The 12,987-nt window shown below is 47.8% G+C and carries 8 protein-coding genes and 2 rRNA genes; 1 reads left to right on the top strand and 9 read right to left on the bottom strand.

Annotation, left to right across the window (positions count from 1 at the left end; all coding sequences use genetic code 11):
* Nucleotides 1–8 precede the first annotated feature (8 nt).
* Together FIU82_RS06160 and FIU82_RS06155 are read right to left on the bottom strand one after the other, a co-directional pair.
* Nucleotides 9–1,136, bottom strand: coding sequence for a M14-type cytosolic carboxypeptidase (locus tag FIU82_RS06160; protein WP_152440609.1), 1,128 nt, complete (start codon nt 1,134–1,136; stop codon nt 9–11).
* 127 nt (nt 1,137–1,263) lie between these two features.
* On the bottom strand, nt 1,264–2,709 hold the full coding sequence (locus FIU82_RS06155) for a glyceraldehyde-3-phosphate dehydrogenase (protein ID WP_152440608.1): 1,446 nt from the start codon (nt 2,707–2,709) through the stop codon (nt 1,264–1,266).
* Nucleotides 2,710–3,008: 299 nt separating this feature from the next.
* Between FIU82_RS06155 and FIU82_RS06150 the strand changes: the two genes are divergently transcribed.
* A complete protein-coding gene (locus tag FIU82_RS06150; protein WP_152440607.1) occupies nt 3,009–3,803 on the top strand; it encodes a DUF2989 domain-containing protein in 795 nt (264 codons plus the stop codon).
* Nucleotides 3,804–3,849: 46 nt separating this feature from the next.
* Here the strand turns inward: FIU82_RS06150 and ihfA are convergent, their stop codons facing one another.
* The 7 genes from ihfA to FIU82_RS06115 form a co-directional block, all read right to left on the bottom strand.
* Complete coding sequence (gene ihfA, locus FIU82_RS06145; protein ID WP_022943602.1) at nt 3,850–4,149, bottom strand: integration host factor subunit alpha; 300 nt, start codon at nt 4,147–4,149, stop codon at nt 3,850–3,852.
* Nucleotides 4,150–4,151: 2 nt separating this feature from the next.
* Nucleotides 4,152–6,539 carry a phenylalanine--tRNA ligase subunit beta gene (pheT, locus tag FIU82_RS06140; protein WP_152440606.1) on the bottom strand — a complete coding sequence of 796 codons (2,388 nt, stop codon included), beginning with the start codon at nt 6,537–6,539 and terminating at the stop codon, nt 4,152–4,154.
* 13 nt (nt 6,540–6,552) lie between these two features.
* Nucleotides 6,553–7,533, bottom strand: coding sequence for a phenylalanine--tRNA ligase subunit alpha (gene pheS, locus FIU82_RS06135; RefSeq protein WP_022943600.1), 981 nt, complete (start codon nt 7,531–7,533; stop codon nt 6,553–6,555).
* 93 nt (nt 7,534–7,626) lie between these two features.
* Entirely contained in the window at nt 7,627–8,328 is a 702-nt protein-coding gene (hda, locus tag FIU82_RS06130) for a DnaA regulatory inactivator Hda (RefSeq protein ID WP_026110924.1), read from the bottom strand.
* A gap of 6 nt (nt 8,329–8,334) precedes the next feature.
* Nucleotides 8,335–9,381, bottom strand: a complete 1,047-nt coding sequence (locus tag FIU82_RS06125; RefSeq protein ID WP_367648274.1) for a DUF2066 domain-containing protein — start codon at nt 9,379–9,381, stop codon at nt 8,335–8,337.
* A 322-nt stretch (nt 9,382–9,703) separates the two neighbouring features.
* Nucleotides 9,704–9,818: ribosomal RNA gene (gene rrf, locus FIU82_RS06120) — 5S ribosomal RNA — on the bottom strand.
* 115 nt (nt 9,819–9,933) lie between these two features.
* Nucleotides 9,934–12,818: ribosomal RNA gene (locus tag FIU82_RS06115) — 23S ribosomal RNA — on the bottom strand.
* Nucleotides 12,819–12,987 lie beyond the last annotated feature (169 nt).

Here is a 12,987-nt window from a genome sequence, read left to right as displayed (position 1 = left end):
CCTTTTTGTTATCTTAGCTTATCAACCACCGCGATAATGGCGGCTAACGTGTCTTGCCCAAACTGATAGGACCGTCTGTCTGACCAGCCGTAGTCTATATCTGGCAAGTTAGCGTTGTCTTTAAATGGCATCTCTACGGTGTAAGCCAAGGCCTTAAACTCCTCACCAACAGCGCAAGAGGCCACTGTTAGGTTAGCCTCACCGGGGGCATCCTTGTCATAGCCGAATTCGTCTTGGAATTCTGGTGTAATAGTCAAAAGCGCATCTTTAAAGGTGTTTTCTAAATCTTTGAGGCGAGCGTCATAGCTTGGGATCCCCTCGCCGCCAGCAACAAAGTTATAAGGCAGTGCTTCGTCACCGTGGATATCAAGATACATATCCAATCCAACTTCGCGCATTTTGTTTAGTACTAGATAAACTTCTGGGCTCTGGTCCATGCTCGGGGTGGCCCATTCACGATTCAAGTTAACACCAGTAGCATTGGTGCGCAGATGACCACGCACACTGCCATCAGGGTTCATATTAGGAACAATGTAGAATACCGCTTTCGATAGTAACTTCGCCGCATGAGGGTCCTCGTCATCAAGTAATTTATGCAATAACCCCTCAACAAACCACTCGGCCATGGTTTCACCCGGGTGTTGACGAGCGGTGATCCAAATCGCCTTCTTATCATCGCTTGGCTCGCCAATACGCAGCACCGTCATATCGCGACCATCCAAGGTGGTACCGAGGTTTTCGGCATCACAGATAGCATGACTTTGCGCCCAATAAATTAAATCAAGATGACGCTCATAACTGTAAGGGGCAAAATAAGCAAAGAACACCTGAGAACACTCTGGTTCAAAGTCGATAATCAAAGTGCCGTTGTCATAACGCGTAGGCACACGGAACCATGTTTGTCGATCATAGGACGCAACGGCTTGGTAGTCATCCCAGCCCTCTGGGTATGCCGACTCTTTTAAATTATTAATATGCAAGCAGTGTTCAACGAAAGGTGTGGTTTCTAGACGAAAGTGAAACCATTGAAAAAACGCGGACTGATTGTCTTTATTAATCTCAAGTTGGATATCCAGTGGCGATTCACAGGCGATAACCTTGATATTACCACTATCGAAATTACTGGTGATGTTCATACTTTATCCTTTCAGACATGAGAAGTAGTGATGCTCGCAGACTAGCACAGCCCCTGCAGAGCAACAATTAACAACAAAAAAGCCGGTGCGCTAAAAAGCGACCGGCTGTGAACTAACTTGGTTTTTATTAGCGTGGCAAGCTTGGGTGGGCAATTTCAGCCATGTCTTGCATACAACGCACAACCTGACAGCTGTAACCAAACTCATTATCATACCAAACGTAAAGCACAATGCGCTCACCATCAACAATAGTTGCTTGGGAGTCCACCACACCGGCGTAACGGCTACCAACGAGGTCGGTAGAGACGATTTCTGTTGAGGCGGTGTAATCGATTTGATCACGTAGCTCTGAGTGCAACGCAGTCTCGCGTAAGAAGGCATTCAGCTCTTCAACACTGGTCCCCTTTTCCAAGTTAAGGTTAAGGATAGCCATTGATACATTCGGTGTCGGCACACGAATAGCATTACCGGTTAGCTTACCTTCAAGTTCAGGCAAGGCTTTGGATACAGCTTTCGCCGCACCAGTAGAGGTAATAACCATATTGAGCGCAGCAGCGCGACCACGGCGCTCAGCTTTGTGGTAATTATCAATTAAGTTTTGGTCGTTAGTGTATGAGTGTACGGTCTCAACGTGACCATTTTTAATACCAAACTTATCATTTAAAGCTTTTAGCGTCGGCGTAATGGCGTTAGTGGTACAGCTTGCAGCACACACAATTTTATCTTCAGGTTTGATATCTTGGTTGTTAACACCGTAAACAATGTTCTTGATATCGCCTTTTGCCGGTGCTGTTAGTAATACTTTCGAAGCACCTTTTGACTCTAGGTGTTGGCCTAGGCCTGCTTCATCTTTCCAAATACCAGTGTTATCAACAACTAACGCATCCTCAATACCATATGCAGTGTAATCAACTTCACTTGGCGAGTTGGCATAAATCACTTGGATGTAGCTGCCGTTAGCTTTAATGGCATTCCGCTCATTATCAACGGTGATAGAGCCATTGAATGGACCATGAATTGAATCACGACGCAATAGGCTAGCACGTTTTTCAAGATCCCCATCTTTACCACCACGTACCACAATGGCGCGTAAACGTAAGTCGGCATACGGGCCTGACTTTTCGATTAACAAGCGCGCTAACAAGCGACCAATACGGCCAAAACCATATAAAACCACATCACGCGGTGCTTTTGGCTCACCTGGATTAGTGATTTCTGCGAGCTCGTCTTTTAAAAATTCTTCTAACGAGCGACCTTTGGCCGCATCTTTATATAGGAAGCTGTAAGCCAATTTACCAATATCGATACGGCCAGAGCTAAGTTCCATGTTGCTGATCGCTTCTAACACCGGGTAGCTTTCGCGCAGACGTAGTTTAGAGTCTTCAAATTGCGCCACGGTTTTGTGCGCTTTGATAATATCGATGGTGCTGGCGTTGACCAGAGGGCGGCCATAAACGGCAATTTCGATACCACGGTTGCGATACAGTTTACCAATGATGGGTTGCATACTTTCAGCGTAGTCTTGGCGTTCTTGCCAGCTGTTCAAGTACTCTTGCTCGTGAGATGAGGTCATTGTTTCTGCCTTTGAAATTTGTTTTGAACGGATATAGCCCGAGGAGGGAATGTGTCATCACAAAGTGAGAGCGTGATCAAGGACAATATACCTCCTAGCAGGCGGGCATATTCTAATGCAAAGCGCGAGCAATAACCACCTCTACATTACTCTTGGGTACAAGGTGTCTCCCTATAACGCTTTGAGCTACAATAAAATCAATGACTAAAGCGGTTTTACACCCATTGACGAAAAGTAACGTCAATTTCAGCGCATAACATGATGGTGTGAGCGCACTAATACAAAGAAAAGGAATAACCATGCGACTTATTATCGGCTTGGCCTTAGTTACAACGTTGAGCGGCTGTGACTCAAGCCTGACAGTGCGGGAAGTCTGTGAGCAAACTCCGGCCATGTGTAATGACTTAAACACAGACAGTCACTGTCGACATGAACGCGCAGAAGTGATCATAAGTCGCTTTCATGAGTATGAAAAGCCGACTTTGGAGCGAAAATACCAATTATTAAAAGACTTTGAACGCTACAGCCAATGTGTCAATCTCGCTTCAAAAATTGAACACATAAAGCTAAAAGAAAAGACCGCCTCACGTTATAAGGGCTATCACACGGCACAAAAAGAAATTAATCGCTTACTTTATGAAACCCGTGGTAGTAATCATCCAGGACTGCTGTATTTTCACTGGTCGCGTAACAACGATAATAGTGCACTGCAAAAACTGCTGTCGATGCAAGAAGACACAAAAGTAAAAAACAGCCGAGATGCACAGTTTTACCTGGCCAGCTACTACATGAAAGTGGATACGCAAAAAACGTTGGATCACTTATACCGTAGTCTTGAGCTTAATGGTGCTGATCAACAGCCTCACCCTGAAGTACTTACTTCACTGGTCAATATTTTCTATCAGCAAGAACAGTATAATTTAGCGTATACCTTTGCGGTGGTGGCCAAGCAGGCCGGCGTGGAAAACATTGACTTTGCGCCTTTGCGCGCAAGAGCCTTAGATGACGGGCATGACTTAGAGCGCCTAGATACCTTAGCACAAACTACTTACGAGCAAATCATGAGCGGACAATTCCGCTCGCCCCGCTCATAAGTAAATTCCATAAAAAGTAAAAAGCAGCCTTAAGGCTGCTTTTTTATTACTTTAATTTGCTAGTGCCCACTTCAACACGGGTTTTTAGCTTTTGTCCGGGTCTAAAAGTGACCACTCGGCGCGCCGAGATAGGAATATCTTCTCCGGTTTTGGGGTTACGACCTGGTCGCTCTTTCTTATCACGAAGATCGAAGTTGCCAAAGCCGGAAAGCTTAATTTGCTCCCCATTTTCTAAAGCTGAGCGGATTTCTTCAAAAAACGCTTCAACTAGTTCTTTGGCATCCTTTTTATTGATCCCCAACTTCTCAAATAGGTGTTCAGCTATGTCGGCTTTGGTAAGCGCCATATCTAGTCCCTCAACGATGCGTTAAACTCTTTGGCCAATGCGGCCACGACGTTGTCGACAACTAAGTTGATATCTTTCTCTTCGAGCGTTCTATCAACCGCCTGCAGTGTCAGAGCAATTGCCAAACTCTTATAATTTGGCTCGATACCTTTGCCCTTATACACATCGAATAAGTTTAGGTCAACCAATTGATTTCCGCCAACTTTTTCTATAGTGGCTAAAACATCACCAGCATGAACCTTATCTTCCACCAAAATCGCGATGTCTCGGCGGTTCGATGGGAACTTGGATATTCCTGCAGCTTCTGGAAGAACACGGGTAGCCACTGCGGCTACTTCGATTTCAAAGACATAGGCTGCACCGTTAATACCAAGCTGCTTTTGCAACTGTGGATGCACAGCACCAACAAAACCGACCTGCTGCCCATCAACAAAGATAGCGGCACTTTGGCCCGGGTGCAAACCATCACATTGCTGTGCTTTGAAACTAAAGCGCGCACTGTCATTGCATAACGCCAGTAACGCTTCCACGTCCCCTTTGACATCATAGAAGTCGACCGCGCGGCTTGGTACATTCCAATGCTCGCCATAACTTGTGCCCGAGACAATGCCACCAAACACGGCCTGCTGACGCACGCCATTTTCAGCTTGTTCATCAGCGATGAACTTTAGTCCATGCTCAAACAAGCGCACGCGTGGTTGCTGACGATTTTGGTTGTACACCAACGCATTCAGTAACCCCGGCATCAACGACAGACGCATGACCGACATGTCCGCCGAAATAGGGTGCGGTAAATGCAATGCTTGCTCATCGCCATGAATGGCAGCCTGGACCTTAGGATCAACAAAGCTATAAGTAATGGCTTCTTGATAACCGCGCGTCACTAAGGTATCGCGCAAACGCTTAACCGGCACTGACGCTTCGTTGTGAGCTGTCATGCTAAGTTTCGCCATTGGCGCAACATTAGGAATATTGTTGTAGCCATAGACCCGAGCGACTTCTTCGATTAAGTCTTCCTCAATGCGAATATCAAAGCGATAACTGGGCACATCGGCCTGCCAAGTACCGTTAGTGAATTGGACGTCTAGGCCCAAACGACGCAGGATATTGGTCACGGTTTCATCATCGATATGATAGCCAATCACACGGTCTAAACGTTCACGACGTAAAGTAACCGCTGTGACCTTTGGTAACTGCTCTGTAGCAACAGCCTCAACAACAGGGCCAGCTTGACCTCCGACTATATCAAGTAACAATGCCGTAGCACGTTCCATGGCGTCACGTTGTAGCGCAAAATCAACTCCGCGCTCATAACGGTGCGAGGCATCGGTGTGCAGCCCATAGCTTCGTGCCTGACCGGCAATAGCGACAGGGTTAAAGAAGGCACTTTCAAGTAAAATATCTCTGGTTTTCTCGGTGACCCCAGAGCCCTCACCACCAAAGATACCCGCCATGGCTAAGGCTTTATTATGATCGGCGATCACTAGCGTCGATTCATTGAGTTTCGCAGTGTTGCCATCAAGCAAAACCAATTCTTCACCGGCATTGGCACTACGTACCTTAATACCACCTTCAATGGCGGCTAAGTCAAACGCATGCATCGGGTGGCCCAGCTCAATCAACACATAGTTGGTGACATCAACCACAGGGTCAATAGAGCGAATACCACTGCGGCGCAATTTCTCAACCATCCACAATGGCGTTTGCGCATCAAGATTGATGCCCTTAATTACGCGACCAAGGTAACGAGGGCAACCTTGCTCGTTAACTAGCTCAATGCTGACTTTATCATCAATGGTGGGCTCTACTGGCGCAATCGTCAGTTCATTCACGTCCAGGTTGTTTAGCACCCCCACTTCGCGAGCCAAGCCTTTAATACCCAGGCAATCGCTGCGGTTCGGCGTTAAATCAACATCGATAATATGGTCATCAAGACTTAGGTACTCACGTAAATCGGTGCCAATGGGCGCATCGGCTGGCAACTCCATAATGCCATCGCCCTCTTCACTGATACCTAGCTCTACGAATGCGCATAACATGCCATGCGACGGTTGACCACGCAGTTTGGCCTTTTTGATTTTAAAATCGCCAGGTAATACCGCGCCGACTTTCGCCACTGCCACTTTGATACCTTGGCGACAGTTAGGTGCGCCGCAAACAATATCAAGTAACTCATCATCACCGACGTTTACTTTCGTCACACGCAGTTTATCGGCATCGGGGTGCTGACCACACTCGACAACTTCGCCGACAACCACACCACTAAACTGGCCTGCAGCTGGTTCTAATGCATCCACTTCCAGTCCCGCCATTGACAGCTGCTCCGCAAGTGCGTCGCTATCGATGGCCGGATTCACCCATTCACGTAACCACTTTTCACTGAATTTCATTTATCACGACCTCTTAACGGAACTGGTTTAGGAATTTCAAATCATTTTCGAAAAATGCGCGTAAGTCATTAACGCCATAGCGCAACATGGTAAGGCGCTCTACCCCCATACCAAAGGCAAAACCAGTGTATTTTTCTGGGTCGATATTAACTGAACGCAACACGTTCGGGTGCACCATACCGCAACCAAGAACCTCTAACCATTTGCCGTCTTTACCTTTCACATCAACCTCTGCCGATGGCTCAGTGAATGGGAAGTAAGAGGGGCGGAAACGAATTTCCATATCTTCTTCAAAAAAGTTACGAAGAAAATCGTGCAAAATGCCCTTGAGTTCAGTGAAGCTAACGTCTGTATCCACCATCAAACCTTCAACCTGATGGAACATCGGTGTATGCGTTTGATCGTAATCGTTACGATACACACGACCTGGCGAGATAATACGCAAAGGCGGTTGCTCTGTTTCCATGGTACGTATTTGTACACCACTGGTTTGCGTACGTAATACCAACTTGGGGTTGAAGTAGAAGGTATCGTGATCCGCGCGTGCCGGGTGATGTGCAGGAATGTTCAAGGCATCAAAGTTGTGGAAATCATCTTCCACCTCTGGCCCTTGCTTCACCGCAAAACCCAACTCACCGAAGAAAGATTCGATGCGTTCAATGGTCCGGGTAACGGGATGAATGCCGCCGCTGGCCATATTGCGCCCAGGTAAGGTGACATCAATGGTTTCTGCTGCCAGCTTTTGCTCTAATGCTTTTGCGTTCAGCGCTTCACGCTTTTCATTGATCGCTTCAGTCACTTGCTGCTTGGCTTGGTTAATCACTTGGCCGGCGCTCTTACGCTCTTCTGGCGCCATTTTACCAAGCGTTTTCAGTAACCCGGTAATTTCACCTTTCTTTCCAAGGTAGTTTACGCGCACATCTTCTAGGTGCGCGATTTCGCTGGCTGAATCAACCGCCTTTAAGGCGTCAGCCAAAATCGCTTCTAAGTTCATCGGATACCTGACTAGGGTGATAATTTAAAGTGTTTATTTAACCACTTATGATAACCAAAGGGCCGCTCTGATTCTAGCCCTGAGCGGCGCTTTCTATAGCTTTAAAGTGGCTTTTATAAACGGAATGGTGAGCTTTCGCTGCGCTGCCATAGAGGCATGATCGAGTGTGTCCAATACATCGAGTAATGCACGCATGTCACGGCTTAAGCGCGTCAATAAAAAACGCGCACAATCATCAGAAAGTTCTAAGCCGCGCATTTTCGCTCTATTTGTTAATGCTTGAGCCTTATCATCATCGCTCATCGAGCGGATTTGTAAGGTGGTGCCCCATTTCAGACGCGATTCTAAATCCGGCAGCGTAATATTAAGCATATCCGGCAATAAATCGGCGGAAATCAACAACAGCTTGCCCGGCTCGTTAAAACGGTTAAAAAAGTTGAATAAGGCTTTTTCCCAGGCCTCATCACCGGCGACTAAGTGCAAATCGTCGATACATACCACATCGAGGGTATCGAGCCCCTCTAACACCTGAGCACCAAACTGCTGCACTTCACTTAACGACAGCAGCATACTGGACAAGCCCTGCTCTTGGGCATGGATACAGGTAGCATAAAGTAAATGCGATTTACCCGAGTCCCCTAACCCACATAAATAGGTGTACTGAAATTGCTGTGTCAGGTGTTCAAAGGCCGCTTTTAAGTGATTAACCTCTAAAGAGTCTTCGCCACCAAAGTAACTGGCGTAGGTTTCATCATCAGGTAAAGTAACAGGCAATGCCAGTTGCGAATGCTGCATCATCAGTTATTGCCACGCATACTCAAGATCGTCATTGCTAGTGGAGTAATAAAACTTATCTGGGTCGCGATAATCACTAAAGTAGGAATCAAGCGTCAGTGCTTTGCGCAAGTCATCAACATTGCCAGTATGACTGACATTTATTTCAATAAACTTTTTAGCAACATGACTGACGTTGGCATCAGTGACCACACTTAGACTACGTAACCGCCGCAAGGCATACTCGATATCAACAAAACTGGTGGTGTTATACAGCTTAAGCATTTGCTGCTGCGCATCATAGCCAGAAGCCGCATCAATTGCATACTCACTGGCAAGGGCACTGGCTAGCGCGTCGACCATATCGAGAATAACCTGTTGCTTGTCGCCCTTGTGTCGGGTGGCCTCGAACTGATCTTCATTGGTAAAGCGCCAATCGAGCTCCCACGCTCCGGAGCGTTCATCTTGATAGAGTCTCGCTGACACAACGCGTTCTGCCATATAGCGCTGCGAAGCGATGTCCAGCGAGTCACTGAAATTTCCCCATACGTCGGTGACTTCGACATGTTGTCTGTCTTCAAGGTCGAGTAAAGGAGTAACAATGGGGAGCCCGCGACGAGAGGCACGATCCGACAGTAACTCCTCGACTTGCGGGTGGGTATCAGCAGTGAGCAGCTCCCGTCGCCAGCCATCTTCAATCGCCAACCAAATGACCACCAAAGGACGGCGATTGCCCCACAGTGGCAAACCGGCTTCTCTGACTAAGGTATTGACCTTGTTGCTGTCAAATTGCACGTTTAAGTATGATTGCCCTTCGTTATCGCCGTATTCAAATTTAGTCATATAGTCGGAGATATCAGATAAAGCGCCCCGCACCACCTGGTTGTTCGTTGCACCGGGCTCACCCGTGACCTTGATCACTACATTTAATAATGCGTTCTGACTTGCCGTGACCCGGCTGGCACGAGTTTTATCATCTACTGGCTGTTGATACTGGTACAGCCCTTTTACCTCTATCGCCTGACTTGAGAAGGCGATAAACATTGCACATAGCAGGAATAAATTACGGATCACGTTGCTTCATACCTCAATCATAATGCCCTGATCCTAAAGCAAAGACTAAAACAAAGCAAAAGGTTCGCTAAGATTAACAACGGCTATGAAGAGAGCCTGAATATAGGCGATTAACAATGATTGGTGTATCCCTGTGTTGTGGACCAGGGTGAATCCTGATTAAGGTGTCGCAAGGCTAAAGCCTTGCCTACAGGTGTGGTAAAGGGTGATGCTGTGTTGTCGGTCGGGGTTCTACCCTGACAGGGATGTTGCAAGGCTGAAGCCTTGCCTACGGGCATAAAAAAACCCGCTGCACTAATGCAACGGGTCTCTCTAATTAGGAGCCTGGTGATGACCTACTTTCACATGGGCGAACCCACACTATCATCGGCGCAGTTCCGTTTCACTTCTGAGTTCGGCATGGGGTCAGGTGGGTCCAGAACGCTATTATCACCAAGCATAAACTTGGGCTAACACGGCGTGTTAGTCTTTTGGAAAGCTGTACAAGTAAATCTACTTTAGTCTCTTAACTTCTGTGCTTAAACAGTCACATACAAACCACTTTGGCGTTGTATGGTTAAGCCTCACGGGTAATTAGTACAGGTTAGCTTAACGCCTTGCAGCGCTTCCACATCCTGCCTATCAACGTTGTCGTCTTCAACGGCCCTTTAGTGGCGTTAAACGCCAAGTGAGAACTCATCTCGAGGCTCGCTTCCCGCTTAGATGCTTTCAGCGGTTATCGATTCCGAACGTAGCTACCGGGCAATGCCTTTGGCAAAACAACCCGAACACCAGCGGTTCGTCCACTCCGGTCCTCTCGTACTAGGAGCAGCCCCTCTCAATTCTCAAACGCCCACGGCAGATAGGGACCGAACTGTCTCACGACGTTCTAAACCCAGCTCGCGTACCACTTTAAATGGCGAACAGCCATACCCTTGGGACCGACTTCAGCCCCAGGATGTGATGAGCCGACATCGAGGTGCCAAACACCGCCGTCGATATGAACTCTTGGGCGGTATCAGCCTGTTATCCCCGGAGTACCTTTTATCCGTTGAGCGATGGCCCTTCCATTCAGAACCACCGGATCACTATGACCTACTTTCGTACCTGCTCGACGTGTCTGTCTCGCAGTTAAGCTGGCTTCTACCATTACACTAACCGTACGATGTCCGACCGTACTTAGCCAACCTTCGTGCTCCTCCGTTACTCTTTGGGAGGAGACCGCCCCAGTCAAACTACCCACCAGGCACTGTCCGCAACCCCGATTCAGGGGCCAACGTTAGAACATCAAACATACAAGGGTGGTATTTCAAGGATGGCTCCATGATTACTGGCGTAACCACTTCAAAGCCTCCCACCTATCCTACACATGTAGGCTCAATGTTCAGTGCCAAGCTGTAGTAAAGGTTCACGGGGTCTTTCCGTCTAGCCGCGGGTACACAGCATCTTCACTGCGATTTCAATTTCACTGAGTCTCGGGTGGAGACAGCGTGGCCATGGTTACACCATTCGTGCAGGTCGGAACTTACCCGACAAGGAATTTCGCTACCTTAGGACCGTTATAGTTACGGCCGCCGTTTACCGGGGCTTCGATCAAGAGCTTCGACAAAGTCTAACCCCATCAATTAACCTTCCGGCACCGGGCAGGTGTCACACCGTATACGTCATCTCACGATTTAGCACAGTGCTGTGTTTTTAATAAACAGTCCCAGCCACCTGGTCACTGCGACCCACTTCAGCTCCAGACGCAGGTCCTTCACCTAATGTGGGCGTACCTTCTCCCGAAGTTACGGTACTATTTTGCCTAGTTCCTTCACCCGAGTTCTCTCAAGCGCCTTAGTATTCTCTACCTGACCACCTGTGTCGGTTTAGGGTACGATTCGATATAGACTGAAGCTTAGAGGCTTTTCCTGGAAGTATGGCACCAACAGCTTCCACTCCGTAGAGTGTCGTCTCGACTCTCAGCCTTAAAGAATCCCGGATTTACCTAAGATTCAAGCCTACTGCCTTTCACACGGACAACCAACGCCGTGCCTGCCTAGCCTTCTCCGTCCCCCCATCGCATCTATACCAAGTACGGGAATATTAACCCGTTTCCCATCGACTACGCCTTTCGGCCTCGCCTTAGGGGTCGACTCACCCTACCCTGATTAACATGGGATAGGAACCCTTGGTCTTCCGGCGTGCGGGTTTTTCACCCGCATTATCGTTACTCATGTCAGCATTCGCACTTGTGATATGTCCAGCATGCCTCCCGGCACACCTTCAGCCACTTACACAACGCTCCCCTACCCCGCAACATAAAGTTGCAGCCGCAGCTTCGGTGGTATGTTTAGCCCCGTTACATCTTCCGCGCAGGCCGACTCGACTAGTGAGCTATTACGCTTTCTTTAAAGGGTGGCTGCTTCTAAGCCAACCTCCTAGCTGTTTTAGCCTTCCCACATCGTTTCCCACTTAACATACACTTTGGGACCTTAGCTGGCGGTCTGGGTTGTTTCCCTCTCCACGATGGACGTTAGCACCCACCGTGTGTCTCCCGGATAGTACTCATTGGTATTCGGAGTTTGCATGGGGTTGGTAAGTCGGGATGACCCCCTAGCCCAAACAGTGCTCTACCCCCAATGGTATTCGTCCGAGGCTCTACCTAAATAGATTTCGGGGAGAACCAGCTATCTCCCGGTTTGATTAGCCTTTCACTCCAAGCCACAGGTCATCCCCTAACTTTTCAACGTTAGTGGGTTCGGTCCTCCAATTGATGTTACTCAATCTTCAACCTGCCCATGGCTAGATCACCGGGTTTCGGGTCTATACCTTGCAACTCAACGCGCAGTTAACGCTCGCTTTCACTACGGCTACCCTATTCGGTTAACCTCGCTACAAAATATAAGTCGCTGACCCATTATACAAAAGGTACGCAGTCACCCTCGAAGGGCTCCTACTGCTTGTACGTACACGGTTTCAGGTTCTATTTCACTCCCCTCACAGGGGTTCTTTTCGCCTTTCCCTCACGGTACTGGTTCACTATCGGTCAGTTGGGAGTATTTAGCCTTGGAGGATGGTCCCCCCATATTCAGTCAAAGTTTCACGTGCTCCGACCTACTCGATTTCACTTATTAGACGTTGTCGTGTACGGGACTATCACCCTGTATCGTGGCACTTTCCAGAGCCTTCCACTAACATCAAATAAGCTTAAGGGCTGCTCCGATTTCGCTCGCCGCTACTTTCGGAATCTCGGTTGATTTCTTTTCCTACGGGTACTTAGATGTTTCAGTTCTCCGCGTTCGCCTCTTACACCTATGTATTCAGTGCAAGATACCTGCAAGCAGGTGGGTTTCCCCATTCGGAAATCCTGGCCTCAAGCGCTTTTTACTAGCTTGACCAGGCTTATCGCAAGTTAATACGTCCTTCATCGCCTCCAACTGCCAAGGCATCCACCGTGTACGCTTAGTCACTTAACCATACAACCCAAAGTAGTTTGAGCTGTTTGGTGCGACTGTTTAACTTCGCCAGAAGTTATAGAATACTAAAGTAGACGCACAATTAACGTTCCTAATAAAAGGTTCATTAACTGGCATTTTCTTTACTTATTGAGAACTCTAAATCACTTACGTGATTCAAAGTTTTTAT

The organism is Pseudoalteromonas sp. THAF3 (assembly GCF_009363775.1).
In the GTDB taxonomy this organism is placed as follows: Bacteria; Pseudomonadota; Gammaproteobacteria; order Enterobacterales; family Alteromonadaceae; genus Pseudoalteromonas; species Pseudoalteromonas ruthenica.
Note: the sequence above shows the minus strand (reverse complement) of the source record. Positions and strands in the feature narration are given on the sequence as shown.

Bases quoted from the DNA above. Each gene is read 5' to 3' on its own strand.
- FIU82_RS06150 (WP_152440607.1), top strand. From the start codon at position 3,009: ATGCGACTTATTATCGGCTTGGCCTTAGTTACAACGTTGAGCGGCTGT.
- FIU82_RS06160 (WP_152440609.1), bottom strand. From the start codon at position 1,136: ATGAACATCACCAGTAATTTCGATAGTGGTAATATCAAGGTTATCGCC.
- ihfA (WP_022943602.1), bottom strand. From the start codon at position 4,149: ATGGCGCTTACCAAAGCCGACATAGCTGAACACCTATTTGAGAAGTTG.
- pheT (WP_152440606.1), bottom strand. From the start codon at position 6,539: ATGAAATTCAGTGAAAAGTGGTTACGTGAATGGGTGAATCCGGCCATC.
- pheS (WP_022943600.1), bottom strand. From the start codon at position 7,533: ATGAACTTAGAAGCGATTTTGGCTGACGCCTTAAAGGCGGTTGATTCA.
- hda (WP_026110924.1), bottom strand. From the start codon at position 8,328: ATGCAGCATTCGCAACTGGCATTGCCTGTTACTTTACCTGATGATGAA.
- FIU82_RS06155 (WP_152440608.1), bottom strand. From the start codon at position 2,709: ATGACCTCATCTCACGAGCAAGAGTACTTGAACAGCTGGCAAGAACGC.